The sequence below is a fragment of the Pedobacter sp. 05T44 genome, from assembly GCF_056395985.1.
In genome coordinates this window covers 55,567-82,038 of sequence record NZ_JBFTKO010000013.1, presented here as the reverse complement: position 1 = coordinate 82,038, position 26,472 = coordinate 55,567, and the positions used below count along the sequence as shown (strand labels likewise).

Genomic DNA, 26,472 nt, shown 5'->3' with positions numbered 1-26,472 from the left:
ATCAGATCACTAGCGCACCTTAAAGAAAAAATATACATGTCTTATCAATGCTTAATTGTCCGCGCAAAAGCGGAGTGGGATGCTTATGTTAAACGGGCTCATAATTATGAAGTATATCACACCTGGTATTACCACTCCTTAAATATGGAAGGAGAGCCCATTCTTTTTATTTACGAGAAAGAAGATTTATTTATAGCATTTCCACTAATAAAGAGAAATATCGCAGGGTCATCTCAATATGATATGACTTCAGTATATGGATACGCAGGGCCAATATCTAATGTAGATTTTAAGGATATTCCGCAACTAACGATTGAAAGCTTTAAAGAAGAGTTCGGTCATTTTCTGAAGTCCGAACAGTGTATATGTGTTTTTTCACGATTGTATCCTTTTCTTAATCAACATTACTTACTGGAAAATATTGGAGGCGTTATTCCTAACGGAAGCACCATCTATATGGATTTATCATTAAGTATTGAAGAGCAGAGATCACGATACGATAAGAGGCTGAAAAGGCAGATAAAGAAACTTCGGGAAACCGGATATACCATTAAAAATGCAGCGGGTCCTAGCGAAATAGCTGCATTTACAGAAATGTATCATAAGAATATGGATCGGTTGGGAGCCAGCAAGAGTTATTATTTCGATGAAAAATATTTTGCCGGATTGCTCAATACCCGTGAATTTGAAAATGAGCTTGTGCTGATTTATGATGGTACTGAAATGATTTGCGGAGCCCTGATATTGATATCCGAAAATGTAGTCAGAAACCACTTGTCTGCCACTTCTGAAAAATACCTGAAAGTATCGCCCAGTAAATTACTGACGGATGAAATTAGCCTGATTGGCAGAAGATTGGGGAAAAAGATATTCCACTTAGGTGGGGGTGTAGGAGGAAAGGAAGACTCATTATTTAAGTTTAAAAGTCATTTTTCTAATTTAAGAATTAACGACTGGATCTGGTGTTACGTTAGCGACCAGGAATCTTATAATGCGCTTTTACATCAAAAAGGTGTAGGGCTCACCCAGCAGTCTACATTCTTTCCTGCGTATAGGCAAACCAAAGCATAACAAATAAAACGTACTATTATGAACAATAAATTTGATTATTCGGAAGCTGATATTACAATATTTGATAAGGTGATCAGCGAATACGGCTGGATCGTATATGAAAATGCTTTAAGCAATGAATTACTTGATGAAATCAATGACTCCCTATTGCCGGCTTATGAAGTAAGGCATAAGATACAGGAAGCCAATGGCATTGCGCAAAATATGGATGGCACCTTACATCACTTGGTGGAGAAGCAGCTGTTTACATTAAAATTTTTAGAACAAAAGTATGCACATGAGCAAATTATACATTTCTTAAAGGGCAATTACATTTTGAATTCATTAGGCGCGGTAATTAATGTAAGAAATGCACAACCGTATGTTCAGAATGTTCATCGGGATGTTAGAACTTTTACAGGATCATTTAAGCTTATGATCCAAATGATGGTTATTCTTGATGATTTTACTGTAGAAAATGGCGCAACATACATGCTTACCGGATCGCATAAGCATGATAAAAAGCCTGACGACCAATATTTTTATGACTATGCGGACAGAGCAGTAGCAAGAAAAGGCAGCATTATTTTATTTGACGCTAACCTATGGCATGCTGCAGGTAAAAATTATACAGACAAGCCAAGAAGGACCCTTACAATGGCCTTTACAAAACCGTTTATGAAACAACAGCTTGATTATCCAAGATTATTAGGCTATGATTTTGGTGAGGAACTTAATGACCACCTTAGACAAGTTATAGGCTATAATGCAAGAACTCCTACGGATCTGTATGAGTATTATCAGCCAGTTCATAAAAGAATGTACCAAAGGGGACAGGAATAGTTAAGTCGTTTTGGATTCATTCAAAATACATCAATCCCATTGTTAACCTATTTTCAAAATGCAAAATCAATATTCAAACAAAATGAAGTCTATTGGAGGATATTTAGAATTACAATTGTCCAGAGGTGAGGAATTTTATCCCTCGCTAATAAAATTAAATACTGGTAGGAATGCATTTGAATATATTCTCAAAGTTAAGCGATATAAATTGGTTCACATACCTTATTATACCTGTGAGGTGATGTTGGAGCCACTTAAGAAGTTGGGTGTTCAATTTCAATATTATACTATTGACGAAAATATGGATCCGGTTCTCGATTTCGAGGTAGGTCCTGATGATGGTCTGCTGTACACAAATTATTTTGGACTAAAACAGGATACCGTTATAAGGCTAAGTAAGCTTTTCGAAAATCTGATAGTAGATAATTCCCAGGCTTTTTTTTCTGAGCCATTGGAGGGGGTGGATACTTTTTATTCTTGCCGAAAGTTCTTTGGTGTACCAGATGGGGCCTATCTTCAATGCACTAGTGATGTAAGACTAAAGCTAGAGAAAGATGTGTCGGTAGACAGATTTTCCCATCTGATAAAAAGTATTGACATGGGGATTGAAAGCGGGTACGAAGATTTTATTGTAAATAATGTTGTTCTTTCCAACAACCCAATACGTAAAATGTCTTCTTTATCTCAGTCGATTTTATCAGGTATAGATTATAAAGCGTGTAAATACAGAAGAAATTCCAACTTCATGTACCTTCATGATTTTCTGGAGAGTTATAACGACTATTCATTTGATGCGTCTTCTGTAAATGGACCGATGATCTATCCACTGCTAATCTCTTCTACCGAAATTAGAAACAAGCTATTTGAAAAAAGAATATATGTGGCTACATACTGGCCAAATGTTCTGGAATGGACTACAAAAAAGATGTATGAATATTATTTAACAACGCATCTTATCGCCATACCAATAGATCATCGGTATACCCATTCTGAAATGAAACGCATACTTAATGTATTAAAAACAATATTATGAGCGAAAGTATATTTTTAAGGCCTCTGGCACTTGAGGATGCGATGATATCCTATAAATGGCGAAATAATCCGGAGATATGGAAGTATACACCTTTCAATCCATCAGAGCCAATTACATTGAAAGTGGAGAGGGATTGGCTAAGGGGTGTTTTAAAGCGAACTGACCAAAAGAGATTTGCCATCTGCTTAACAGATAGCAAGAGATATATCGGGAACGTGCAATTGCTTGACATCTCAGAACAACAGGCCGAATTTCATCTTTTTATAGGTGACTCAAGCTGCTGGGGCAAAGGCATCGGAGAAAAGGCAACAGCACTTATTCTTGATTATGCTTTCTCTACCCTAAACCTGAAAAAGGTAATACTTGAAGTAAATAAAGAACATAATGCAGCCATCAGAATATATAGTAAACAAGGTTTTGTTGGTATCCCAGGTAGTGATAAATATCTGAAAATGGAAGTAATAAAAGAGGATTATATAACTAAAAATAATTTACCCGGCATGAAGTACATCGTTAAACTTGAACAAGAGGCCGAGTGGAAAGGTCTTGTAAAAAGGGCTTTGAAATATGATTTTTATCATTCATGGACCTATCATTCATTGGATAACACTTCTGGAATTCCAATGTTGTTTGTTTATGAAGAAGGGAGTGATTTTATTGCTATCCCATTATTGAAAAGAGATATTCAGGATTCTGAATACTATGATATGAGTTCGGTATATGGTTATAGCGGTCCGATTTCGAATAGGGATTTCCACAAGCTTCCTTCAGATTTTGTATATAATTTCAGGAATTGTTTTCTGGACTTCCTAAAAGATGAAAAGATCGTTACCGTATTTTCCAGGTTGAACCCTTTCTTTGACCAGGCAGAACTGATGGGAGATTTTGGAGGGGTGGTAGATAACGGAAAAGTGGTGGTACTGGATCTAAGCCTTCCTATTGAGGAACAGAGAAGCGCTTACCAGGAAAGGGTATTAAGAAAAATCAGGACCCTGAGAAAAAAGGGGTATTATGTTAGGGAAGCCAGTACGGGCGAGGATATAAAAACCTTTAGTGCTATCTATACATTAAATATGCTTAGGGTGGATGCCTCGAACACCTATTATTTTGATGAAGAATATTTTAGGCGATTGCTTGATTCAGAAGAATACGATGCAAGACTAATCTTTGTGTATGATCAAAATGATTATCCGATATGTGGTGCAATAGTGGTCATCACAAATGGTATTATGCAGGCGCATTTATTGGGGACCAGAGAAGAATATCTGGGAGATTCTCCTGCCAAATTGTTAACGGAAGAAATCACGATTCTTGGGCGACAACTTGGTGTAAAATATTACAATCTGGGTGGAGGCTTAGGCTTTAAAGAAGATTCGTTGTTTAGGTGGAAAGCTAATTTTTCAAATCTTACTTTCAATTACCATAGTTGGCGTTTCATAGCCAATCCGGAAGTATATACCTCTTTGTTATCTCAACAAGAAATCGATCTCAACTCTGATGTTGATTTTTTCCCACTTTATAGATTGCAAGCTAACAAAGCTTAACCTTTCTTCATCTATTTAACGTTTAATGACATGAAAAAAATTCTATTTTGCGAAAAAGTGTACTCCAGGTGGCTGATCCTGTTAATTGATCAGTTCATTGTAACAATCGCTCTTGCTGCATCATTAATGATTATACAAAAGGAGAATTTTAATGAAATATTTAATAACAAGTTTTTCCTTTATCTGATCGTTTACAATGTAATCACGATGGTGGTTTTTGTAAGTATGAGAATACACACCGGAATAATCCGATACTCTAGTGTTGACGATATTTTCCGTGTCTTTAAAGCAGTGCTATTAGCTAGTTTGCTATTTGAAGTGGCGGCTTACCTGTTTTTATCCTCTTATTTTGGATTCAATAATCATTGGTTTATTCCTATGCTCATCATTAATTTTTTTATCTCTGCCTCGATGCTTATTGCACTAAGGATAACTGTGAAACAATTGTTCCATTACCTTCAAGATCTGGAAGTTGTTTCTAAAGAGGTGTTGCTGATCTATGGAGCTGACAGATCTTCTTTACTGATTAAGCAAGGTTTAGACGCATCTTCAGAAAATAATTTTGAAATATTGGGCTTTGTTGATGATAATCCTGATCGTAGGAATAAACACATAGAACAAAAAAGAGTATACGGTTCTCATTCTATTCAGTACTTGAAAAATAAATATGGAGTAGAGAAGATGATTGTAATGGAGGATTGTATAAACATTGAAGGAAGGAAACTTGCAATAGAAAAGTGTATGGAATGTGGAATAAGAGTTATTTCAGTACCCGCTTCAAATTATTGGTTAAAGGGCAAACTGAGGTTAAGTCAACTCCCTGATTTAAGAATTGAAGACCTTTTACAGCGCGAACCTATTAACATGGAAGGAGAAAATATTAAAGCTGAACTTAAAGGCAAGAGGATTTTAATTACCGGTGCTGCAGGCTCCATAGGGTCAGAGATTGTTCGTCAAGTGTTGAGGTGTAATCCACAATTATTGATTCTTTGTGATCAGGCAGAAACACCACTTCACGAAATGCAGTTAGAAATAGAAGATAATTTTAAAGATAGTGTTTGTGAATTGTTTATCGTAAATATCCAAAATTATGGAAGGCTTAAAAGCTTGTTTGAGACGTACAGGCCGGAAATAATATTCCACGCAGCAGCTTTAAAACATGTGCCAATGATGGAGCATAACCCGTCGGAGGCCATTTTGACTAACGTGATGGGCACCAAAAATCTTGCAGATCTGGCAATTGACTATGATGTAGAAAAATTTATAATGATATCTACAGATAAAGCTGTAAATCCAACAAATGTGATGGGGGCATCGAAGAGGATCGCAGAAATCTATATTCAGTCCCTTCAAAATTATCAAACTGATGTGGTTCATAGAACAAGGTTTATCACTACCCGGTTTGGAAATGTACTGGGGTCAAACGGGTCAGTTGTTCCACGATTTAGGGCGCAAATTGAAATGGGAGGGCCTGTTACGGTAACCGATCCAAACATAACAAGATATTTTATGACGATTCCTGAAGCAGTACAATTAGTGCTGGAGGCATCAGTAATGGGTAAAGGTGGTGAGATATTTATTTTTGATATGGGTGAGCCAATCAAAATTTTGAACTTGGCTGTAAATATGATCAAGTTAGCTGGGTTTATGCCTTACACCGATATAAAAATTTGCTTCACCGGACTAAGACCAGGTGAGAAATTGTATGAAGAGCTGTTGAATAAAACTGAAAAGGTTGTTCCAACTTATCATGAAAAAATTAAGATATCGAATGTAATTTATTATCCCTACGAATATGTACAACGAAATATAGACGAGTTATTGGCATTGAACTGCTCGAACAATGATAAAGAGGTTGTTCGAAAAATGAAGGAGATCGTTCCTGAATATGTTAGTGCAAATTCAACTTATCAGAGTATGGATGTAGTAAATGTGGAAACTGGAGATCTAATGGATGTTAGTGTTGAACCAGGCGTGAGCTGAGATTGCTGCTTTTAATATCTGTATATCTACCTAGAAATATGCGAAAAAATAAAGGCGAATTTATATGGGATCAAGTTTTAATGAAATCTCCATAATGCAAACCTGTGCAGGAATCAGTTTGTGGTCCTATTGGGACATGGACTTAGTCTGCCGTTTTGCAAATAAGGAGTTTTTTAAATGGTGTGGCAAGACTCCTGAAGAATTGTTAGGTATTATAAGCCTAAGAGTTTTGTTTAATGGTAGCTATCATGAACATCACCTGCCATACGTGAATAAGGTTCTGGATGGCCAGGTCCAAAAGTATAATTCAGAAATTAAGCTGATTAATGGACAGAAATGTTCGGTAACCATCATCTATTATCCTGATGTTGAAAATGGAAATGTAGTCGGTTTTTTTGCAAACATTTATAATAAAAATTTACCCGGATTGATGGATGAGAAACTTCTGGGCGATCAATTTAACATTAATCATGAAGCAATGCTGGGCCATGATACAGCAAGTAATAAGAGCCATCAGATTGCGGATTATCTTGGAACAGTCATTCTGTCTGGTTTTCCCAAGGTTGAGCACCTTTCGATTTTACACAATATTTCGGTTTCTAAATTGATGCGTGATTTTAAAACCACTTATCAAACAAGCCCCTATCTTTATTTCAGACGCTTGCAAATGGAATTTGCCGAACAGTACATAAGCAGGACAGGCTGCAGTAAAAAACAGATGGCCTTTATGCTTGGTTTTTCAAATCCTGCAAACTATACATTATGTTATAATCGGTACAAAAGCAGCAAACAAGAAAAAACAGGCAAACGAACTTTTGTTGCAGATATTGATGAAAAAAATAAAATTCTGATCACTCAATTTCCTTTACCAGTTGCAATGTTTGATCTAAGTATGAATTACTTATTGGCATCGGCGCAATGGATGAGAGAATTTGGTTTCCCTGAAGGGGATCCTGTGGGCCTGAATTTTTTTGATGCATTTTCGGAAACCAGCCCCGACCTGGAAACGCTAAAAAACAAAATAGATAGCGGGAAGATAGAGAATTGTGCAGGGAGCTACGACTTTTACAATAATGGACATTTGATTAAATGCATCGTAAATCTTTGGCATAATGAAAATAAGGAAGTGAGTGGCGTAATCATTTATGTTGCTTCATTGTAAATTATTGAACATTAAAAGTAAGTTTATGACAATCAGTAGGTTCACGTTTTTTTTTCTATTAAATATCTTTGTTTATAAGATGCCCTTAACTGTTTTATTGATGCTCAAATCCTAAGAACTTCTAATTTTTTAAAACCCTATACGCTACCATTAAGACGTCCCTAACGTTTAATATAAGGATTACTAAATTAACTAAAGTTATGGAACACAATGCCGGAGAGATTGTTGAACTAGCTGTTCGACGACAAAACGTAAATATTAGTGAGTTATCCAGGCGTTTACATGTAAACAGGCGAACCTTGTATAATTGGTTTCGACAAAAGAAACTTCATACAGATGTGATTTTCGAAATCGGAAAGGTCATAAATTATGATTTCTCACATGATTTTGAAGGTGAACTCAATGGCTTTGGTTTCCAGGAAGACCTTACGGTACTTAAGAATGACATTCAATCAGATCATCCGGGATCAGTTTATTATTGGATGGAAAAATATATTGCCTTACTGGAAGACTATAAAAAATTGGTAAGAAAAAGCTCTTTATCTTGATAAAGGGCTTTTTTTATTTCTATTGCATACTATTAGTTAGTAAATTTAAGGTGTGATCCAACGCATCCACATGATCCCAGTTCTGATGACCAGTGATCACAAAGCTTGGATTGGGAAACTTTTGCTTAATCTTATTTATTGTTTTCACCCATTGGGTAAGATTGGCCTCCTGGGTATTGCCTAAGTCTTTTGCATCTGTACTTTTCACCAGGCAGCCCCCATAAAGTACTTTTTCTTTTTCAAACCAAACGACAATGTTGTCTTTGGTATGACCTTCTCCTGCATAGTATGTTTGAAGCTCGTATTGACCAAGCGATATCGTTGTATCTCTTTTAAAAGTAAATTCTGCTCGTTTCTTATTGCTTTCTTTTAAAATTTTGTCAGTTTGATCAGTTGTAAAGGTTTTAGCACCACTATTCTTTAAAAAATCTAACCCTCCAGCTCTATCCTCATGTGAATGCGTGGCAATCTCAATTTTAACCGTCTTATTATGTTTAACTTTTATGCTATCGAGTAGGGGTTGGAATTGAGAGGTGTCCCAGGGAGCATCAATCATCATCACCCCGTCATTGGTCACTACATACATGCCATTGGCCGGGGTAATAGTCCCCTTATACGAATTGTAGGATGTGAAAATATAAAAGTCGCCGGTTAAATGTGAAATTTTTAAACCAGGGCTTGATTGTCCGAAAATATTTGAAACAAAATAAAGCGAAAGAATGAAAGTAAACAGGTAGCGCATAATTAATATAATATATTAGGTATGAGTGCAAACGTTATTTTGATAAAAAAATTTTAAATTGCACCATTAGAAATCCAAAAATGAAAACATACATTTTAATAATATTGTTTTGCCTAGGTGTTAATACATTCGCAAACGCACAAAAAAAGATTCCAACTGCTCAAGAATTGACTGTTAAAAATATAGATGAGCTGAATGAAAGGTTAGAACTGAGTCCAACTCAGAAAAGTGTGATATATAATTACGTATTTGACATGTATCGCCAGCAACTGGAACTTGTGAAAAAGCAACAGGCGGGCTCATCTAAGGAAGAAGATGTAACCAGATTTTATAAGTTTCAAAATGAAACAAATGATAATATTAAAAATATTTTAAAAGGGAATCAGATAGCTGAATTTGATAAGTTACAAGAGGAGCGTTTAAACGGAGACAATAAGAAAAAGAAGGGAAAAAAGGGGAAAAATAAAGAAGAAGAGCCAGTAACCGGCATATCTGGACTTAAGTCGCAAAATTAACAGTTGTTAACTGTTTCTTTTTTCTTGAATTTCTCTTTACATCTGAATGTTGAAATAATTTAGCGGCTAATAACCAACCCTTCATGCGATTTTTTACTGTAATCCTGTTATTATCCCTTTCATTATCTTCGAATGCGACAGAATATGTAATTAAACTTGACCAACAGGATTATACTAATATTGGTAAGAAATTAGTCTATCTTGAAGATGCAACAGGCAAACTTAACTTTAAAGATGTTAAAGACCTGTATCGGGCAGGTAAATTTAAATCATCCAAAGAAAGTATACTTAATTTTGGTAACAGTAAATCCGCCTTTTGGATAAAGATAGTTTATCAAAACAATACCGGTTCAGGGAGCTTTCTTGTAGTTGATGTGCCAAATCTTGAGTTTGTCGATTGTTATATCATTGGCAGTAATGGTAACCTGCAGGTAATAAATTCTGGTAGCCTTAGTAAGGAAACTAAAGGTGTTATTGCGAATAATAATTATATATTTTCTTTACCCGAAACAGCCGGTGCTGAAGATTTAAACGAAGTCTATCTTCGGGTTAAAACAAATAATTTTATGCTGGTGCCTATTAAACTTGCAACACATGAGGCTTACATCGCAGGTTCTTCTTTTAAAGAACACATCGAATCAATTTACATTGGGGTACTGATAACATTATTTCTGTTTAATATTTTCTTATACATCAGTTTGCACGAAAAAATGTACCTCTTTTATGGGCTGTACCTTCTTGCTGGCTTTGTTTATTTAGTATTGTATTTAAGAGGCTATGGTTATTTGTTCGGTTACGATTTCAGAACAACAATATATAAATATCCCCATTTCTTTTTGGCATTGTCATCAATGTCGGGCATCTTGTTTTCATGGAAATTCCTGAATCTGCAAGTATTAATTCCTCGTATAAAACCAGTTTATTATATCATGATGGGTTTTGGATTTGCCTTGATGACTGTAAGCTTATTGGGGTATAAAAGCGTAGCGGCCTCTATGATACAATATACTGCGCTTTTCATTTCAGTAGGCTTAGCGATAGCAGGAATAATGTCATTGAGAAAAGGACACAGGCCTGCTAAGTTTTATATTATTGCATGGCTTTTTAGGGTAACAGGTGTGATTCTTGTGAACTTAAACCTATTCGGTGTACTGGAATTAAGGGATTATACTTTTCAGATTTTTCCAATTGCTACAACCATCGAAATGCTATTGCTGGCATTCGCGTTAGGAGACCGCTACAGCATATTGATTAACAACGAACGCGAGGCGAGAGAAAGTCTTATGAAGCTTGTACAAACCCAGAATCAAAGGCTTGAATATGTAGTTGAAGAACGGACCATAAAATTAAGTGAAACTATAGTTGAGCTTGAATCATCGAATAGGGTGAAGGATAAGTTGTTTTCAATTATTGCTCACGATTTAAGAACTCCATTTAATAGCTTGATAAGCATATTTTCACTGAAGGATATGGGAATGTTGAATTTTGAGGAACTGAAAATGTTGCTTAACGCAAACCGAAAAAATATAGACCAGATGAGGCTTACACTTGATAATCTATTATTTTGGGCAAAAGATCAAATGAAGCAGGTAAGTGTGCAATTTACAGAATTTGATCTCAAAAAGCTTTCTGAGGTTTTAATGTTGGTATATGAACCAATTGCACTGTCGAAGAATATTACTTTAGAGCTTAATGCAAATGATGAAAGTACCGTATATGCCGATGAGAATCAAGTGAGACTTGTTTTAAGAAATTTAATTGATAATGCTGTTAAATTTTCACCTGAGGACAATAAGATATCTATAAACCTTGTACGGCAAGCTAAGGGATTGAGAGTTGCAGTTCATAATGTGGTTTTAAATCCAATTGCTGCAAAAAATGCCATAGAGAGCGGGGAAGATGATAAACGCCAGATGCATACAATTGGCACCGCTAATGAATCTGGAACTGGTCTTGGGTTGCAACTATGCCGGGAGTACATGAAGGCAAATGGGAGTCAATTGCAACAGCGTATTGTAGGCAATGAAGTTGAGTTGTATTTTATCTTAACTGGCAGCAGTCCAGCTGCATAACTGTCCGTTTGCATATGGTAATTTTTTTCGCAAATAGTTGTTCATTTGCCTCATAACTCTTCACAAAAGCAATTGGCAGAAACTAAGCTTCCGCCTTTTAAATAGAAAAAAAGGCTGTTTTATAGTTGTTTTTTTATTTGGTACCATAACTGAGATACGCTTAAGTATAAAATACAACTATGAGAAACCACCGCAGACATACAAAGTCTCGCTTCTTAAGAGTAAGCATAGACCTGGAAGAATACAAAGAACAGGTCCGTTCTATCAAGCTAGCCAAAGCCATTAAGAATGTGTTGAGCTTACGCCAGATGTCTGTGGAAGAATTTGCAATGATAATGGGGAAAGATAAATCAGTAATTAATAAGTGGTTAAGCGGAACCTATTGTTTTAGTTTAAGCACGCTTTATGAAATAAGCGAGGGGCTTGGTATATTGTAAGTAACTTTGTTACCTATATCTTTAGCAGCACCAGTTTATTAATGATATCATCAAGTTTCTTAACTTGATCACCATCCCAAAGCTTGCATTTTAAATCGGACATACCTAACATTTTATGGTAGTAGCCGACTCCCTCCATTAATTGATTACAAAATTTAGCAAAGTATTTAGTCCGCTTAGCATTTGATGCCTGTAATTGCGCACTGTAATCATCGAGCTGCAAATTCAAATCGGAAAAGAAATTTTCCATCTCTTTTTTAAGGTACTCAACATAAAGCCCAAGTTCTTTGATAAAAACATTTGGTCTGTTGATATCGTTCAGTAAATTATTTCGCCCGTATATATGTCCAATCATCTCTGCCAGACTGTATTGTCTGGAGAAATATGCAATATTAGGACCAGGGCAAATGCTTACCGCCTTATTTTCTTTTTGTCTAAGAACATCTGATTTTAAGTAATTGGATGAACAGAGGCCTTCGCATAAGCAGGTTTTTTCGGTAATTAGATCGAGTTTTTTCTTTAAGACCTCTGGTTGCAGGTTTAAAATTTTTAGCTGCGCTATTTTAAGTCTTTGATATTGTCTTGAAGCCGTACATATAGGCTCTGCGGTAAATTCAACATTGCTGCAAAGATATTTTTTTGTGCAGGGACTTCCTGGACGCCCTTTAGCGATTCTTTCAATTCTTTGGATTTCCGCCGTACTTTTCCGGAAATTGTTAAACGGAACACCCAGTGGCGAAGCATTGCTCAGATAGAAGTCGCTTTCTGAGGCATTTGCAATATCATCAAGGGTTTGTTTATCTACATTTGTAGCTTCTGGTACCAAAAGAAAAGGACTTCCCCAGCCAGCTGCATCCAGGTTATAGTAGTTAATTAGAAATTGATGCTCCTGGGCAGTTCCAATACCCCCTTGATAGGTAACACGTTGCTGAGGTTTCCAATTTTCATCATGGTCTATTCCTTTTATCTTAAGTACATCCTGATATATCTCAAATAACTCTGCGAACAATTCTGTTCGATTCTCTTTAAATTCATGAAGTATTGGCCCCATAAGTAATCCGTCTGTAGCAAAAGCATGTCCTCCGCAATTCAAACCAGACTCTATGCGAAACTCTGAGACCCAGAGTCCTTTTTTCGCAAGTACTTTAGCCTGAATGATTGCTGAACGGTAATCGCTTACCTTCAATGTTATTTGTTTAGTAAACAGACCTTCAGCGTTAGGAAAGAAATCGCTAAAAGTTTCCATATAGGCGTATAATCTTTGATTCAGACCGGCCGATACAATCACAGAAGAGCTTAGTGTGCTTTTTGCGAAACCGCGGAGTGCAGCCAAAGCGTCAGTGTTTTCGTCGCCCAGATAAGCGCCATTCTGATAGTTTGCCTTATCTACTTTTGACATGATGTTTACGTCAATATTCCCTGCTATAATGCCCTCCTTTAGTTCATTTTGAAGTTTTTGCTTTTCATCACCCTGAGGCAACTCCTGCATCAGCCTGAATCTTGATTTTAATACAGAATTTTCCGGTAATAGCTCAAAATAGCTGTTCAGTTCACTGTGGCTTTCAAAGTCATGTTTCTTCAGCTCAGTAATTTGTTTATTTACGAGTCTATGCAGCAGATTTAAATACTCAGTTATCCTGAGTGAACGGCTATCAGGCCTATCTTTAGCTATAAAATCATACGGTTCACTGTTCAAGTCAGCATGATATTTCCGCATCCGCTCAGTAAGTTCGTCATCTACAATAGATACAACCGATGATATACCGTATCTGGCGACTTTTAGTGGAGTGTCAATAGAATAACCTAATCCAAGTACTGGAATGTGGAAAGTGTGCTGCATAAATAAAGTTTTATTTGGCAAAGAGAATTATATTAGCAATTGCAAAATATGACGATGGTCACTATTTACCATGATTTTGGTTATGTTAGGCCTGATCGTGCTTTTATTACATTTGTGTAAAGAAAAACTATGGACGGAGCTAAGCTGCTTAAGGCAATAATTGAGACTGCAATTGATGGAATTCTAACGATTGACCACAGAGGTATAGTAGAAAGTCTTAATCCTGCTGCGTTAAAGCTTTTTGGTTATACGGCTGAGGAAGTTATTGGAAATAACATCTCAATGCTAATGCCTGAGCCTGATAAAAGCGGCCATGACGGGTATCTTCACCGTTATCAAAGCACCGGTGAAAAGCGGATCATTGGCAAGGGCAGAGAAGTCAGGGGATTGCGCAAAGATGGCACAACCTTTCCTTTTCGCTTGGCAGTAAGTGAAGTGCGTTACGACCACCGAACGATATACACTGGTTTTATCCATGATCTGTCAAAGGAAAAAGAAGCAGAACAGCGGTTAAAGGAATATGCAGCTGAGCTTGAAAACCTTGTTGATGAGCGTACAAGATCATTAAAAGAGTTGGTTCAGGCATTAAGAGTTGCAAAAGAAGAGGTGAGTATTTCTCTGGTGAAAGAGAAAGAACTGAATCAAATGAAAAGCCGTTTTGTATCCATGGCCTCTCATGAATTCCGAACTCCTTTGAGCTCCATACAATTGTCTTCGGTTCTTATCGAAAAATATGCGGTACCGTATGACAATGAAAATATTAGAAAACATGTAAATAAGATAAAAAATGCCGTAGGTAATCTTACGACCATTTTGAATGATTTTCTTTCTCTTGAACGGCTTGAAGCAGGTAATGTAGAACCTTCCTTCCAGTCATTTGACCTGGTTAAGTTAGCTGAAGAAATAACCGAAGAGATGCAAATGATAGCTAAAGAAGAGCAAAATATAATTTATCAGCATACCGGTGTGGATAGTGTAGTTTATCTTGATCAAAACTTGCTTAAGAACTGCATGATAAACCTGATATCCAATGCGATTAAGTACTCCGGTGAACATACTTTTATTGAGTTTAATACCGAAATTACCGATAATGCATGCATCGTGACAATTAATGATAACGGTATTGGAATTCCTGAGTCAGATCAAAGAGATCTTTTTCAGCCATTTTTCAGAGCGAATAATACAGGGAATATTCCGGGTACGGGTTTGGGCTTAAACATTGTATTGAGGTATGCAACGTTAATGAAGGGGACCGTAGGTTTCACCAGTACGCTTAATAAGGGAACTAAGTTCACATTATCATTCAATAAATAGAGATGAGGGAAAAAACAAGGATACTTATTATCGAAGACAACAACGATATAAGAGAAAGCACTTCTGAAATTTTAATGCTTGGGAATTATGAAGTGTTCCAGGCAGAAAATGGCAAGCAGGGGATAGAACTTGCCATAAAATATTTACCTGATGTGATATTATGTGATATTATGATGCCCGAACTTGACGGGTATGGCGTATTGTATCTGTTGAGTAAGGCACCTGAAACATCTGCTATACCTTTCATCTTTTTAACCGCCAAGACCGAGCGGATTGATATAAGAAAGGGGATGGAAATGGGGGCGGATGATTATTTGACCAAACCATTTGATGATGTAGAACTTTTAAATGCCATAGAGAGCCGGATTAAGAAGAGAGACTTGCAAAAGCAATTATACAGTCAATCGCTTGATAAATTAGATAATCTTTTGAGTGGTAATAGAGGACTCGAGGAACTTTCAAAGTTAATTGCTGAGCGAAAGGTGAGACAAATCAAAAAGAAACAGGTTGTTTACTATGACGGAGATCCAGTAAATGGTATTTATCTTGTAATTTCCGGAAGCATAAAAACTTTTAAAGTTGCTGATGACGGTAGGGAATTATTAACCGGAATACATGGCGCAGATGAGTATTTTGGCGTTGCCGCTTTGTTAGCGAATGAGAACTACCGGGAAACAAGTGAGGCTATGGAAGATACCTCCCTGTGTCTTCTTCCAAAGGGATTTCTGGAACCCTTGCTAAATAAATACCCTGCAGTTGCATCTCAGTTTATCAGACTCTTAGCCAATAATATATTAGATAAGGAACAGCAGCTGCTTCAGCTGGCCTATCATTCAGTAAGAAAACGGATGGCAGAAGTTCTGATCAGGTTAAGTTCTAATAAAGAAACGGTAGTTGATACTGTGACATTAAGTATGTCTAGGGATAATTTGGCTTCAATGGCAGGAATGGCGACGGAAACTGTGAGCAGAATTTTAAGCGATTTTAAAGATGAGGGCTTGATTGAGCGAAAGGGGAGTCAGATCTTGATTCTTGATCATTTGAAATTACAGACCATGAAAAACTGACGAAGATCACTAATTTGATGTGATTAACCTCATTCTTTGCCAGTAAGCTACGACTTAATTTTGATAGATAAAATCAATAGAATGAGAGTTGTAGCGTATAGTATTAAGTCAACTGAAAAAGAGCCATTGGCGACAGCCAACCGCAAGAAACACGAAATTACACTGATATCCAATTCATTGTGTGCAGAAACGGTGTTTTATGCAGAGGGTAAGGACGCCGTTGTTGTGTTTACTGATGATGATGTTTCAGCCAATGTAATCCATAAGCTAGCTGATCTGGGTATTAAATATATTGCAACCAGATCAATAGATAGTTCACATATAGATCACAAGGAGGCTTCTAGTCACAATATTAAAATTGCCAGCGTTCCGCCCTGGGCGCTAAGTGGTATTCCCGAAAATGAACTTCCAATGGCACTTGCATCACAAACCATCAACAATTTGGATAAGTGGGAAGGTCGTAAATGCTTGGGAGAGGCCTGCATATGTTCCAGATCTTGTGATCAGCATCATAAAGAAGTTAACATAAAATCTGACAGGGATGATAAATAGCAGCTTGATCGACAAATACCGCGTTGCTGCACCAAGATATACCAGCTATCCTACCGTGCCATTTTGGGATGCGCAGCGTTTTGATAAAAATAAATGGATTAACAACCTCATTACTACGGTTCGCAATAGTACCGAAGGTTTAAGTTTATACGTACACTTACCTTACTGCGAAAGCCTGTGTACCTATTGTGGATGTAATACCAGGATTACCAAAAATCACGGTGTAGAAATTCCCTACATTAATGCTGTATTAAAAGAATGGGAAATATATCGCAGCCATCTTGGCATAAAGCCGATAATTAAGGAGATACATCTGGGTGGGGGAACACCAACTTTTTTTAGTCCTGAGCATCTGGAATTGTTAATTGATGGCCTTGTAAATCCCTCAGATTTACATGAAGATGCTGTGTTTAGCATTGAAGGTCATCCAAACAATACCACCGATGAACATCTGATCCTTTTATATAGACTGGGGTTCAGACGGATAAGTCTGGGTATTCAGGATTTTGATAAAAAAGTACAGGTTGTAATCAACAGGATTCAGTCTTACCGATCAGTTGAAAGGGTAACAAGGAAGGCACGACAGATAGGCTATCAGTCCATTAATTATGACTTGATTTATGGACTTCCGCTTCAAACCTTAACGGGTCTGGGCAAAACAATACAATCTGTATTAAGGTTAAAACCAGATAGAATTGCATTTTACAGTTATGCTCATGTTCCATGGATAAAACCCGGGCAGCGCAAATATACAGAAGAAGAGTTACCATCGGCAGAAATGAAAAGGAGTTTATATGAGCTGGGAAGAGCTAAGCTGATTGCCGGCGGTTATTCGGAGATAGGTATGGATCATTTTGCACTCAAAACCGATAGTTTATACCATGCCCAGCTGAATGGCCAGTTACACAGGAATTTTATGGGCTATACGGAACAATTCAGTACAGTCTTAATTGGATTAGGGGTTTCATCTATAAGCGATTGCTGGACGGCCTTTGCACAAAATGTAAAGAATGTTGAAGAATATATGAGTGTTGTTAGTAAAGGAGAATTGCCAGTTACAAAAGGCCACATTTTAAATGATACCGATCTTGTAATCCGAAAGCATATTTTGAATTTGATGTGTAGAGGGTATACATCCTGGAAAAAACCAGAAGAAATGCATGAGAAAGTAGACGAAGGAATTAAAAGAATGAAATGGCTGGCCCAGGATGGCTTGGTAATGCTTTCAGATCATGATGTCCGGATTACCCCGTACGGAAAAAGATTTTTAAGGAATATATGTATGGCCTTTGATGCCAGACTTTGGGCAAGCCAGCCCAGCACTCAATTGTTTAGCCTAGCAGATTAATATCGTTTTATCTGCATTCTGCTACACTGGAATTTGGTTTTTGTGGACTTAAATAGGGGATGTTTAATTCCAGTCCCCTTAATAAAAACCAGAAACCCAGAATTAGCATTGCATAAGGAACAACTTTATTGAGCGACCTTCTGAAAGTGAAACCAGAAAAACCGACAATAATTGCCGCACCCAGCATTAATGGTATTGTTCCTACTCCAAACCAAAACATATAAATGATACCTTGCTGAATGCTCTCCGTATTTAATGCTCCAGCTAATGCAAGATAAACGAATCCGCAAGGCAACAGGCCATTTATCATTCCAATGATCAGGTGATTTAATTTATGTTTAAAGGCATAATTGAATAGCTTGTTGAATGGGTTTAATATTTTTAAAGGGGTTTGTTTAAGAAAAGGAATTTTAAACAATCTGGAACATGCGGCTAATAGGATTAGTACTCCGGTGAACACACTAATGCTTTGCTGGATACCTGCCTGCCATATTTGCTTTCCAACTAAACCGACCAATGCACCCAGAAAGCAATAGGAAATTAAACGGCCTAATTGATAAATTAATTTATTCCACACCAAATACGCCCATCCTGGATGCCTTAATGGCACTGCAAAAGCTAATGGCCCACACATTCCAATGCAATGGAGAGAGCCTAATAATCCGATAAAAAATGCAAGCCTTTCATTACTCATGGCATTAAGACCTCCTGCTCACTTAAATATGTTTTTCCGTTTTCCGCCTTCCATTGTATGATAAACTTCCAATGTCCTTTTGCCAGGTCTGTAGATCTCAGCATCACACTGGCGGCACTGTCAGTCTTAAAATTCATCATCTTGTCCATGCTTTTTTTTGCTGTACGCATTATTTTTAAGGTGCCAGCAGCTTGTGTCTTAAACGTTATTATTAAATTGTCACCTGAGAATTCTATATCAGGTGATGCATTATCTTTTATTACCTGCTCTTTTTGCCGGTATTGGTCATTGTACCTTAATCCTTTTTCATAATAATCGTTGTCCACCAAAGCGTCATTTTCACTACGCATCATTAGTACAGCCAGAATTACAATAAAGGCCATAAATGACAACATTCCAATAATTAATTTCGTTCCCCAATTCATATTCTTAATTGTTTGCAGGTGCTATAAAGGTAGTTTCAAACCGATCTACCACTTTCTTTTCAGATTGCAGTTTGAAACTGATCTTGGTTTTATATTTTCTGATTGTGCTTTGAGGCAGGATTACAAAAAAAGTTGCTTTGGTACTGCCTCCATATGCAATAGCATCGGGTTTTTGGATATACTGAATGCGTGCATGCTCATCATCGGGTATTATTTCAAATTCCACAATTTTATCCGTTTTGTTCACCATTTCTGCAGTGTACAGATTGCTTACAGTCTGGTCTTTGTCCCTGAGCTGGTATAATGTTCCGCTTGCGCGCAAAATGGTTGTCTGCACATCTGATCGTCTTATGATCATAAAGGACAGAACAATTATAAGGACTGTCAGTACAGCACTGTATGCGTATATTTTTTTGCTGATCTTAAAGGTGGTTTTTTGCTTGATCTCACTCTCAGATTTAAAGCCAATTAGTCTTAAAGGCCTGTTGATTTTCGTCATAACCATATCGCAGGCATCTATGCATGCGGTGCAGTTAACGCACTCCAACTGAGTACCGTTCCTGATATCTATGCCGGTAGGGCAAACCTGAACACATAATTTGCAATCAATGCAATCTCCAGATGGAGTATCCTGTCCCTTATTTATTTTTTTTCTGGGTTCACCACGCTCATAGTCATAGGCAACAATAATACTCTGGTTATCCAGCAAAACCCCTTGCAATCTGCCATAGGGGCATACTACTGTGCAAACCAGCTCCCTCATTCTGGAAAACACGAGATAAAATACGAATGAGAATAACCATATTGAAATAAATCCCGAGAGATGATCTTTTACGGGTTCAGTCACAATGCTGATCAGTTTGCCGGATCCGATCAGATAAGCAAGAAAAACATTTGAGATCAGAAATGAGATACAGAAAAAAAGAAAATGCTTTGACGTCTTTTTAAGGAACTTACTGAAGGTTAATGGTGCTGCATCGAGTTTTCTCTGCTGATTGTGATCTCCTTCTATCCAGTTTTCTATTTTTCTGAATACCATTTCCAGAAATATGGTCTGCGGGCAGGCCCATCCACAAAAGACCCTTCCGAATATTACTGTAAACAAAACAATGAATACTATAAAAATCAGAAGTGCAAAAGCAAACAGGTAAAAATCCTGAGGCCAGAATACAATTCCAAGAAAAACAAACTTCCTTTCTATTACGTTTAACAGCACAAGTTGTTCACCGTTCAATTTTATAAACGGAGCACAAATCAGCAATAAAAGGAAAAAATAGCTAACCACAGAACGGTATTTGTACAGTTTTCCTTTTATTATCTTCGGATAGATCCATTTTCGTTTCAGGCCATCATCAGTAAGCGTGGATACCTGATCTCTAAAATGTGCTGGTGTTTGTGACATCTTATTGTTGTTTTACACCCTGTGGTGCCTTGGCTCCGGCAGGGTTGCTCCCTTTGAGAGACATAATGTAGCTGGCCAGGTCGGCAATTTGTTTAGGCTTAAGTGTTTTTTCCCATGCAATCATACCTTTATCAGGTACTCCATATTTAATGGTTTTAAAGATATTCTTAACACCACCGCCATGAATCCAGAACTCATCGGTTAAGTTTGGTCCAACCAAGCCTTCTGCATGCTCACCATGGCATGGGGCACAGGCAGTTTTAAAAAGTCCGGCTCCTGCGGTAAGCACCCCGGCATCTTTGGATTGCTCTACATTGTTCTCATTTATTTTATTCCCGGCGCTTCCTGGTTTTTGAAGAAAAGCAATTTTAGCGTCTTCAGCCTGTCTTAACTCTATTGCATATTCCTCTTCCTGTAAGTTTCCCAAACCAAATACGTGGTAGCTTAGTAAATAAATAATGGCGAAAATGATTGTTCCATAGAATAGAACCATAAACCATGCAGGAGTAGGGTTGTCCAGCTCTGCAATTCCATCAAATTGATGTTCCATTACGATATCTTTCTCCTCAGCGATTGGCCTTAAGCCCATTAATTTTACCCAGATTGATGGTTTCTTAGGTCGCGCGATTTCGGTCTTTTCAGCAGCAATACGTCTTAACCTTTTCTCTTCAGGTGTTGCGAACTGAGTAGGGTTCAGGCTTTCATGCACATATACTTTAATTACCTTTAGAAGCAGCACTGATACTGCAAGGAGCAATACTGCGGTAATCAGTAAGGCCCAGATAAACATATCTGTCATTGTACATCATCTTTTAAGGGTAATTCACTCATATACTTAATCTTATCCTTTTTCATTATCAAAAGCAATGCAGCTACCATAATGAAGAATAATAGGAATATGCCAAGTGATGTTATTAAATACACCTGGCTACCATCTACCTGATTTAAAAATTGTTTAAACATCTTTAAGAATTTTAGTTCTACTTAGCTTTAATGTCTGTACCTAATCTTTGCAGATAGGCTATAATTGCAATAATTTCTTTGTCGCTTTGAACACGTACGTTGCTTTTGCGAAGGTCCGCAGCAATCTCTTTTGCCTGGTTGTTAAGATGACTATTCGCCTTATGTTCAAAACCAGGTTCATATGGAACACCAAGAGTCCGCATAGCATTAATCTTGGCAATGGTTGTAGTGGTATCCAGTTTTTGGTTAATCAACCACTCATACGGAGGCATAATACTTCCTGGTGACATGGTTTGAGGATCCAATAGGTGATTAAAGTGCCATGCATTGGAATATTTATCACCTTCCCTTGCCAAATCAGGGCCGATACGTTTTGAACCCCAAAGAAATGGGTGGTCATATACGAACTCACCGGCTTTACTATACTCACCATACCTTTCTGTTTCGGATCTGAAAGGCCTTATCATTTGGGAGTGGCAGCTCACACATCCTTCTCGTATATAAAGGTCCCTTCCCTGCAATTCAAGCGGTGAATACGGTTTTACACTACTAATAGTAGGGATGTTTGATTTTATGGTAAATGTCGGCATCATCTCAATCATCCCCCCAATTAAGATCACTATTAAAGACAATACCATAAATACCATTGGTTTTCGCTCGAGAATTCTATGAATTTTTTTGTCTGAACCTACCGCCTCATAAGTTTTTGAGAGCGGCTGTGCTTCTGCAGGTTCGTTGGCAAGTAGTTTTCCTGCTCTGGCGGTTTTAATGATGTTATAGGTCATTACTATGACACCAATCAAATACATGGCGCCACCTATGGCTCTTAACACATACATTGGAATGATCTGCAATAAGGTTTCAAGAAAATTGGGATATTTAAGCATCCCGTCTTCAGTAAACTGTTTCCACATTAAGCCTTGGGTAAAACCTGCAAAGTAAAGCGGCACTGCATAGAAAATAATTCCCAGTGTTCCTATCCAAAAGTGAAATGCAGCAAGCTTTTTTGAGTACAGGGGTGTTCTGTAAATTCTGGGTATTAACCAATACAGGATACCGAAAGTTAAAAAACCATTCCAGCCCAATGCACCTACGTGTACGTGGGCAACAATCCAGTCCGTGTAGTGGGCAATAGCATTAATTTGTTTTAGTGCAAGCATTGGGCCTTCAAAAGTGGCCATACCATATGCTGTTAAGCCGACAACCATAAATTTCAATGTGGCATCTTCTCTCACTTTGTCCCATGCTCCACGAAGGGTTAACAAGCCATTGATCATGCCTCCCCAACTGGGCGCGATGAGCATAATAGAAAACACTACACCTAATGATTGTGCCCATGATGGGAGTGATGTATATAGAAGATGGTGAGGACCTGCCCAGATGTAGATGAATATCAGCGACCAAAAGTGCAGGATACTTAACTTATAAGAATATACCGGTCGGTTAGCCATTTTTGGAAGAAAGTAGTACATCATTCCCAAATAGGGGGTAGTTAGAAAGAAGGCTACGGCATTGTGACCGTACCACCATTGAACTAAAGCATCCTGAACACCTGCATACAAATAATAACTTTTAAACAATGATATGGGTAATTGAAATGAATTGACAATATGTAAGACAGCTACCGTAACAAAGGTTGCGATGTAAAACCATATCGCAACATACATGTGCTGTTCTCTTCTTTTGATAATTGTACCAAACATATTTATCCCGAAGACCACCCAAATCACGGTTATGGCAATGTCAATTGGCCATTCCAGTTCAGCATATTCATGAGATGAGGTAAAGCCCAGCGGAAGCGTAATTACCGCTGAAACAATAATAAGCTGCCAGCCCCAAAAATGAATTTTACTTAACATGTCGCTAAACATTCTTGCTTTCAGCAACCGCTGTAGGGAATAGTAAACCCCCATAAAGATGGCATTGCCTACAAATGCAAAAATTACAGCATTGGTATGCAAAGGCCTGATGCGCCCAAAAGTTGTATACTGCGAACCCATGTTTAGCTCGGGCTTAAAAAGCTGCATAGCAGCCAGAAGCCCGACTGTCATGCCAATGATTCCCCAAACAATGGTGGCTACGGCAAAGTTCCTAACGATCTTGTTATCGTAATAGAATTTTTCAGTCATATTGAAATTATAGTTAACGGTTGTAAAATTACTGCTGCCAGGTACGGCTATATGTGATGTAAGTTTTAGCTAGGCATGATCTTCGTCACTTATTTGTATTTCCCTTTCGGCTACCTCGTCATCAAAAAGAATTCTTACAGCCGGGGTAAACGTATCATCATTCTGACCAGATTTAATCATCCAGAAAAAAGCCAAAAGAAACATCAGGGCTAGTAAAATACTACAGCCAATGAGTAAATAAATCATGTTCATAGTAATTTGTTTTTATGTGCAAATAGTCTTACTGCAAGCGAGGTAAACAGGATTATTGTAATGGTACTTAGTGGCATTAGTATCGCCGCCATCAATGGTGATAAAAGTCCTTGTACGGCAAAATATAATCCGGCTGTATTGTACATCAGAGAAATGACAAAGGACATTCCGATTACTTTTACCGCGTCTTTTGCCTGCTGGATAAATTGAGGAATTTTATGAAATGATAATCCATCCAGTATGGCGTCGCATCCAGGAGAAAAATTGTTTATGTTATCTGTAATGGCAACGCCCAAGTCACTTTGTTTAAGGGCACCTGAATCATTTAGTCCGTCGCCGAACATTAAAACTTTCTTTCCTTCTTTTTGAAGTTGTTGGATATAGTCAAGTTTGTCTTGAGGAGATTGTTCAAAATGTAGTTTGCTGCTGTCCTGGAAGAAGGGGATGAGCTGTTTTTTTTCGTGGTTATGATCTCCCGATAGCAGATGTAAATCGGCCTGAGTATTTAGCTTAAACATCAATTCTTTAAAGCCATTTCTCCATTGCTGCCTGATAGTGAAAAAACCCACATATACATTGTTAATCATTACATGGACGGCACTGCCCTCAGAAGAGCTTTTCAGTGGAAGGTTAAGGAAGGTAGAACTTCCCAATTTTACATCATTTCCATTAACCTTACCACTGATACCTCTTCCAATCTTCTCGGTATATTCCTGCACGGAATAGATTGCAGGTTTATTAATAAATTTTGTCAACTCCCGACTCAGCAGATGTCCGGAATTTCTTGCCAGATCACTGATTAATTGCATTTGAGCATCAATGATAGTTCCGTTAAACTGAAGTCCGGCCGCATTTGGATTAGTTATAGTGCCGGTTTTGTCAAATACATACGTGTTAATACGTGCCAGCTCTTCAACCACAGCGGTATTCTTCAGATAAAATCTGTTTTTATCAAAAACTGATAATACAGCTGCCAGTGTAAACGGTGAACTCAGGGCCAGAGCACATGGACAAGCAATAATTAAAACTGCGGTAAAGGATGCCAATGCTTTAGAGGGATCTGTGGAAATCCAGAAAATGCCTGCACCTAATGCAATAACTAATAGAACGATACTAAAATACCTGCTGGCAGTATCACTAAATGTTTTGATACGCTTCTTCGATTCAATAAAAGCACTATTATTCCAAAGTTGCGTAAGGTAGCTTTGCGACACCGGCTTTAATACCTCCATTTCAATAGAACCTGATAGTTGTCGGCCACCCGCATAAATAATTTCTCCCAGTGTTTTTTTTACCGGAATGGATTCCCCTGTTACAAAACTAAAGTCTATTTCAGCCTCGCCGTTGAGTAGAATAGCGTCTGCCGGCAAAATTTCCTGACTTCTGATTAGAATTCTGTCACCCGTTTTTAAATCACTGAGGGGTATTGGCCTTTCCACTCCTTCGTTTATGGTGGTTACTGCAACAGGAAAGTAGGACCGATAATCTCTCTCAAATGAAATATGATGAAAGGTTCTTTCCTGCATCCACTTTCCTACTAAGAGAAAGAAAACCAATCCGCAAAGTGTATCTACAAACCCAGCTCCGGTTTGCGAGATGATTTCATAAGCAGAACGCAGAAACATAACCAGGATACCAAGTGCTAATGGAAAATCAAGATTGAGTCTCTTTGCCTTTAGATTTGTCCACGCAGAAATAAAATACTCCCTTCCGCTGTACAAAACAACAGGTAATGAAAATGCAAGATTAAGCCATCCAAAGAAATTCTTAAATTCGCGTTCAAAATCGCCAAGACCAAAATAATCAGGAAAACTTAAAAGCATTACATTACCAAAACAGAATCCTGCCACAGCAATTTTGGTAATGAGGCTTCTTTCTGTTTTACTTGATTGTCCTTTTTTTACAATATCCTGCAAGCTTATTAAAGGCTCATAACCTATTGAAGAGAGCAATTGTGCCAGCTGTTTTAAATTAGTTTCATCATTTTTAAATGTTATAGAAACCTGTTTTTTAAGGAAATCAACTCTTGACTGCAATATTCCTGATTGCAAAAGATGAAGGTGTTCTAATAACCAAATACACGAACTGCAATGGATGGCAGGTATATATAACGTTACAATTGTTTTGATTTCATCTTCAAAATCAACAAGTTTACTGACAACCTGTGGAACCTCCAGGTAGTCAAAATTTGAGGTAGCCTTACTTTGTGTTTTTCCGGGAATCTTATTGTAAACATAATAGTTTGACAGGTTATGCGCTGTTAAGATCTCATAGATGGTTTTACATCCGGAACAACAAAACCGCTTATTATTCTGTATGTATTGCTGGGCTATAATGTCGTCTCCGCAATGAAAACAATGCTTCTCTGATGAAATTACGTTTTCTTTTAACATCTATATTTAAAGTATGCTTCAAAGTTGAGTATTTAAGCAAGACGAAAAAGTGACAGAAATCCTACCTATTTATGATATGTATCACTTTTGAGCTAAAACAGATGTTTAGATTTAGTGGTGCAACGTGTTAATCCTTCAAGGATAGTCAGGATGACATTTACGTC

At 37.5% G+C, this 26,472-nt stretch carries 24 protein-coding genes; 14 read left to right on the top strand and 10 right to left on the bottom strand.

The annotated features are described in order from the left end of the window. Positions 1-36: 36 nt before the first annotated feature. The 7 genes from AC1DDK_RS18985 to AC1DDK_RS18955 all read left to right on the top strand — a co-directional run bounded on the left by AC1DDK_RS18985 (position 37) and on the right by AC1DDK_RS18955 (position 8,163). On the top strand, positions 37-1,071 hold the full coding sequence (locus AC1DDK_RS18985) for a GNAT family N-acetyltransferase (RefSeq protein WP_172662608.1): 1,035 nt from the start codon (positions 37-39) through the stop codon (positions 1,069-1,071). Positions 1,072-1,089: 18 nt separating this feature from the next. Continuing rightward, positions 1,090-1,893: a phytanoyl-CoA dioxygenase family protein gene (locus AC1DDK_RS18980; protein ID WP_337715985.1), complete on the top strand. Its 804-nt coding sequence runs from the start codon at positions 1,090-1,092 to the stop codon at positions 1,891-1,893. A gap of 58 nt (positions 1,894-1,951) precedes the next feature. Continuing rightward, entirely contained in the window at positions 1,952-2,926 is a 975-nt protein-coding gene (locus tag AC1DDK_RS18975) for a hypothetical protein (protein WP_288883671.1), read from the top strand. Next, on the top strand, positions 2,923-4,470 hold the full coding sequence (locus AC1DDK_RS18970; RefSeq protein WP_337715987.1) for a GNAT family N-acetyltransferase: 1,548 nt from the start codon (positions 2,923-2,925) through the stop codon (positions 4,468-4,470). Before AC1DDK_RS18975 ends, AC1DDK_RS18970 begins: the two co-directional genes overlap by 4 nt. Before the next feature lie 30 nt (positions 4,471-4,500). Beyond that, complete coding sequence (locus AC1DDK_RS18965; RefSeq protein WP_288883675.1) at positions 4,501-6,453, top strand: polysaccharide biosynthesis protein; 1,953 nt, start codon at positions 4,501-4,503, stop codon at positions 6,451-6,453. Positions 6,454-6,517: 64 nt separating this feature from the next. Next, on the top strand, positions 6,518-7,615 hold the full coding sequence (locus tag AC1DDK_RS18960; protein ID WP_288883678.1) for a helix-turn-helix domain-containing protein: 1,098 nt from the start codon (positions 6,518-6,520) through the stop codon (positions 7,613-7,615). A gap of 200 nt (positions 7,616-7,815) precedes the next feature. Further along, entirely contained in the window at positions 7,816-8,163 is a 348-nt protein-coding gene (locus AC1DDK_RS18955) for a hypothetical protein (RefSeq protein WP_172662613.1), read from the top strand. Between the two features lie 19 nt (positions 8,164-8,182). On the opposite strand, the gene bla is transcribed toward AC1DDK_RS18955, so the two are convergent. Next, positions 8,183-8,905 (bottom strand): BlaB/IND/MUS family subclass B1 metallo-beta-lactamase, encoded by a 723-nt coding sequence (gene bla, locus AC1DDK_RS18950; protein ID WP_172662614.1) that lies wholly within the window; start codon positions 8,903-8,905, stop codon positions 8,183-8,185. A gap of 80 nt (positions 8,906-8,985) precedes the next feature. On the opposite strand from bla, the gene AC1DDK_RS18945 reads away from it, so the two are divergent. From AC1DDK_RS18945 to AC1DDK_RS18935, 3 genes are all read left to right on the top strand, one after another. Then, positions 8,986-9,420 carry a hypothetical protein gene (locus AC1DDK_RS18945; RefSeq protein WP_288883679.1) on the top strand — a complete coding sequence of 145 codons (435 nt, stop codon included), beginning with the start codon at positions 8,986-8,988 and terminating at the stop codon, positions 9,418-9,420. An 83-nt stretch (positions 9,421-9,503) separates the two neighbouring features. After that, complete coding sequence (locus AC1DDK_RS18940; protein WP_337715989.1) at positions 9,504-11,492, top strand: sensor histidine kinase; 1,989 nt, start codon at positions 9,504-9,506, stop codon at positions 11,490-11,492. Positions 11,493-11,671: 179 nt separating this feature from the next. Next, positions 11,672-11,929 (top strand): helix-turn-helix domain-containing protein, encoded by a 258-nt coding sequence (locus AC1DDK_RS18935; RefSeq protein WP_172662617.1) that lies wholly within the window; start codon positions 11,672-11,674, stop codon positions 11,927-11,929. A gap of 13 nt (positions 11,930-11,942) precedes the next feature. Here the strand turns inward: AC1DDK_RS18935 and AC1DDK_RS18930 are convergent, their stop codons facing one another. Continuing rightward, entirely contained in the window at positions 11,943-13,769 is a 1,827-nt protein-coding gene (locus tag AC1DDK_RS18930; protein ID WP_337715991.1) for a hypothetical protein, read from the bottom strand. A gap of 129 nt (positions 13,770-13,898) precedes the next feature. Here AC1DDK_RS18930 and AC1DDK_RS18925 point away from each other — a divergent pair, with 129 nt between their 5' ends. From AC1DDK_RS18925 to hemN, 4 genes are all read left to right on the top strand, one after another. Next, positions 13,899-15,083, top strand: coding sequence for a PAS domain-containing sensor histidine kinase (locus AC1DDK_RS18925; protein WP_172662619.1), 1,185 nt, complete (start codon positions 13,899-13,901; stop codon positions 15,081-15,083). A gap of 2 nt (positions 15,084-15,085) precedes the next feature. Then, the gene (locus AC1DDK_RS18920) at positions 15,086-16,150 is read left to right on the top strand and encodes a response regulator (protein WP_288883684.1); all 1,065 of its coding nucleotides are present in this window, start codon (positions 15,086-15,088) and stop codon (positions 16,148-16,150) included. A gap of 81 nt (positions 16,151-16,231) precedes the next feature. Next, positions 16,232-16,702, top strand: a complete 471-nt coding sequence (locus AC1DDK_RS18915) for a Rossmann-fold NAD(P)-binding domain-containing protein (protein WP_337715993.1) — start codon at positions 16,232-16,234, stop codon at positions 16,700-16,702. Beyond that, on the top strand, positions 16,692-18,050 hold the full coding sequence (gene hemN / locus AC1DDK_RS18910; protein WP_288883685.1) for an oxygen-independent coproporphyrinogen III oxidase: 1,359 nt from the start codon (positions 16,692-16,694) through the stop codon (positions 18,048-18,050). The genes AC1DDK_RS18915 and hemN overlap by 11 nt, the downstream gene beginning before the upstream one ends. Positions 18,051-18,057: 7 nt before the next feature. On the opposite strand, the gene AC1DDK_RS18905 is transcribed toward hemN, so the two are convergent. The 8 genes from AC1DDK_RS18905 to AC1DDK_RS18870 all read right to left on the bottom strand — a co-directional run bounded on the left by AC1DDK_RS18905 (position 18,058) and on the right by AC1DDK_RS18870 (position 26,308). Next, positions 18,058-18,744 (bottom strand): sulfite exporter TauE/SafE family protein, encoded by a 687-nt coding sequence (locus AC1DDK_RS18905; RefSeq protein WP_288883686.1) that lies wholly within the window; start codon positions 18,742-18,744, stop codon positions 18,058-18,060. Continuing rightward, entirely contained in the window at positions 18,741-19,169 is a 429-nt protein-coding gene (locus AC1DDK_RS18900) for a FixH family protein (RefSeq protein WP_172662624.1), read from the bottom strand. The genes AC1DDK_RS18905 and AC1DDK_RS18900 overlap by 4 nt, the downstream gene beginning before the upstream one ends. 4 nt (positions 19,170-19,173) lie before the next feature. Then, positions 19,174-20,571 (bottom strand): cytochrome c oxidase accessory protein CcoG, encoded by a 1,398-nt coding sequence (gene ccoG, locus AC1DDK_RS18895; RefSeq protein ID WP_172662625.1) that lies wholly within the window; start codon positions 20,569-20,571, stop codon positions 19,174-19,176. 1 nt (position 20,572) lies between these two features. After that, positions 20,573-21,370 carry a cbb3-type cytochrome c oxidase N-terminal domain-containing protein gene (locus tag AC1DDK_RS18890; protein ID WP_288883690.1) on the bottom strand — a complete coding sequence of 266 codons (798 nt, stop codon included), beginning with the start codon at positions 21,368-21,370 and terminating at the stop codon, positions 20,573-20,575. After that, entirely contained in the window at positions 21,367-21,534 is a 168-nt protein-coding gene (locus AC1DDK_RS18885; protein WP_172662627.1) for a hypothetical protein, read from the bottom strand. The genes AC1DDK_RS18890 and AC1DDK_RS18885 overlap by 4 nt, the downstream gene beginning before the upstream one ends. 17 nt (positions 21,535-21,551) lie before the next feature. Continuing rightward, positions 21,552-23,663 (bottom strand): cytochrome-c oxidase, cbb3-type subunit I, encoded by a 2,112-nt coding sequence (ccoN, locus tag AC1DDK_RS18880; RefSeq protein ID WP_288883692.1) that lies wholly within the window; start codon positions 23,661-23,663, stop codon positions 21,552-21,554. A gap of 69 nt (positions 23,664-23,732) precedes the next feature. Next, on the bottom strand, positions 23,733-23,915 hold the full coding sequence (ccoS, locus tag AC1DDK_RS18875; RefSeq protein WP_172662629.1) for a cbb3-type cytochrome oxidase assembly protein CcoS: 183 nt from the start codon (positions 23,913-23,915) through the stop codon (positions 23,733-23,735). Continuing rightward, positions 23,912-26,308 carry a heavy metal translocating P-type ATPase gene (locus tag AC1DDK_RS18870; RefSeq protein WP_337715995.1) on the bottom strand — a complete coding sequence of 799 codons (2,397 nt, stop codon included), beginning with the start codon at positions 26,306-26,308 and terminating at the stop codon, positions 23,912-23,914. The genes ccoS and AC1DDK_RS18870 overlap by 4 nt, the downstream gene beginning before the upstream one ends. Between the last annotated feature and the right edge of the window lie 164 nt (positions 26,309-26,472).

Coding starts and splice junctions, on each gene's coding strand:
- AC1DDK_RS18985 (WP_172662608.1), top strand. CDS start 37: ATGTCTTATCAATGCTTAATTGTCCGCGCAAAAGCGGAGTGGGATGCT.
- AC1DDK_RS18930 (WP_337715991.1), bottom strand. CDS start 13,769: ATGCAGCACACTTTCCACATTCCAGTACTTGGATTAGGTTATTCTATT.
- hemN (WP_288883685.1), top strand. CDS start 16,692: ATGATAAATAGCAGCTTGATCGACAAATACCGCGTTGCTGCACCAAGA.
- AC1DDK_RS18900 (WP_172662624.1), bottom strand. CDS start 19,169: ATGAATTGGGGAACGAAATTAATTATTGGAATGTTGTCATTTATGGCC.
- AC1DDK_RS18970 (WP_337715987.1), top strand. CDS start 2,923: ATGAGCGAAAGTATATTTTTAAGGCCTCTGGCACTTGAGGATGCGATG.
- AC1DDK_RS18980 (WP_337715985.1), top strand. CDS start 1,090: ATGAACAATAAATTTGATTATTCGGAAGCTGATATTACAATATTTGAT.
- AC1DDK_RS18945 (WP_288883679.1), top strand. CDS start 8,986: ATGAAAACATACATTTTAATAATATTGTTTTGCCTAGGTGTTAATACA.
- bla (WP_172662614.1), bottom strand. CDS start 8,905: ATGCGCTACCTGTTTACTTTCATTCTTTCGCTTTATTTTGTTTCAAAT.
- AC1DDK_RS18965 (WP_288883675.1), top strand. CDS start 4,501: ATGAAAAAAATTCTATTTTGCGAAAAAGTGTACTCCAGGTGGCTGATC.
- AC1DDK_RS18870 (WP_337715995.1), bottom strand. CDS start 26,308: ATGTTAAAAGAAAACGTAATTTCATCAGAGAAGCATTGTTTTCATTGC.
- AC1DDK_RS18960 (WP_288883678.1), top strand. CDS start 6,518: ATGGGATCAAGTTTTAATGAAATCTCCATAATGCAAACCTGTGCAGGA.
- AC1DDK_RS18955 (WP_172662613.1), top strand. CDS start 7,816: ATGGAACACAATGCCGGAGAGATTGTTGAACTAGCTGTTCGACGACAA.
- ccoN (WP_288883692.1), bottom strand. CDS start 23,663: ATGACTGAAAAATTCTATTACGATAACAAGATCGTTAGGAACTTTGCC.
- AC1DDK_RS18920 (WP_288883684.1), top strand. CDS start 15,086: ATGAGGGAAAAAACAAGGATACTTATTATCGAAGACAACAACGATATA.
- AC1DDK_RS18975 (WP_288883671.1), top strand. CDS start 1,952: ATGCAAAATCAATATTCAAACAAAATGAAGTCTATTGGAGGATATTTA.
- AC1DDK_RS18890 (WP_288883690.1), bottom strand. CDS start 21,370: ATGACAGATATGTTTATCTGGGCCTTACTGATTACCGCAGTATTGCTC.
- AC1DDK_RS18940 (WP_337715989.1), top strand. CDS start 9,504: ATGCGATTTTTTACTGTAATCCTGTTATTATCCCTTTCATTATCTTCG.
- ccoG (WP_172662625.1), bottom strand. CDS start 20,571: ATGTCACAAACACCAGCACATTTTAGAGATCAGGTATCCACGCTTACT.
- AC1DDK_RS18935 (WP_172662617.1), top strand. CDS start 11,672: ATGAGAAACCACCGCAGACATACAAAGTCTCGCTTCTTAAGAGTAAGC.
- AC1DDK_RS18915 (WP_337715993.1), top strand. CDS start 16,232: ATGAGAGTTGTAGCGTATAGTATTAAGTCAACTGAAAAAGAGCCATTG.
- ccoS (WP_172662629.1), bottom strand. CDS start 23,915: ATGAACATGATTTATTTACTCATTGGCTGTAGTATTTTACTAGCCCTG.
- AC1DDK_RS18925 (WP_172662619.1), top strand. CDS start 13,899: ATGGACGGAGCTAAGCTGCTTAAGGCAATAATTGAGACTGCAATTGAT.
- AC1DDK_RS18885 (WP_172662627.1), bottom strand. CDS start 21,534: ATGTTTAAACAATTTTTAAATCAGGTAGATGGTAGCCAGGTGTATTTA.
- AC1DDK_RS18905 (WP_288883686.1), bottom strand. CDS start 18,744: ATGAGTAATGAAAGGCTTGCATTTTTTATCGGATTATTAGGCTCTCTC.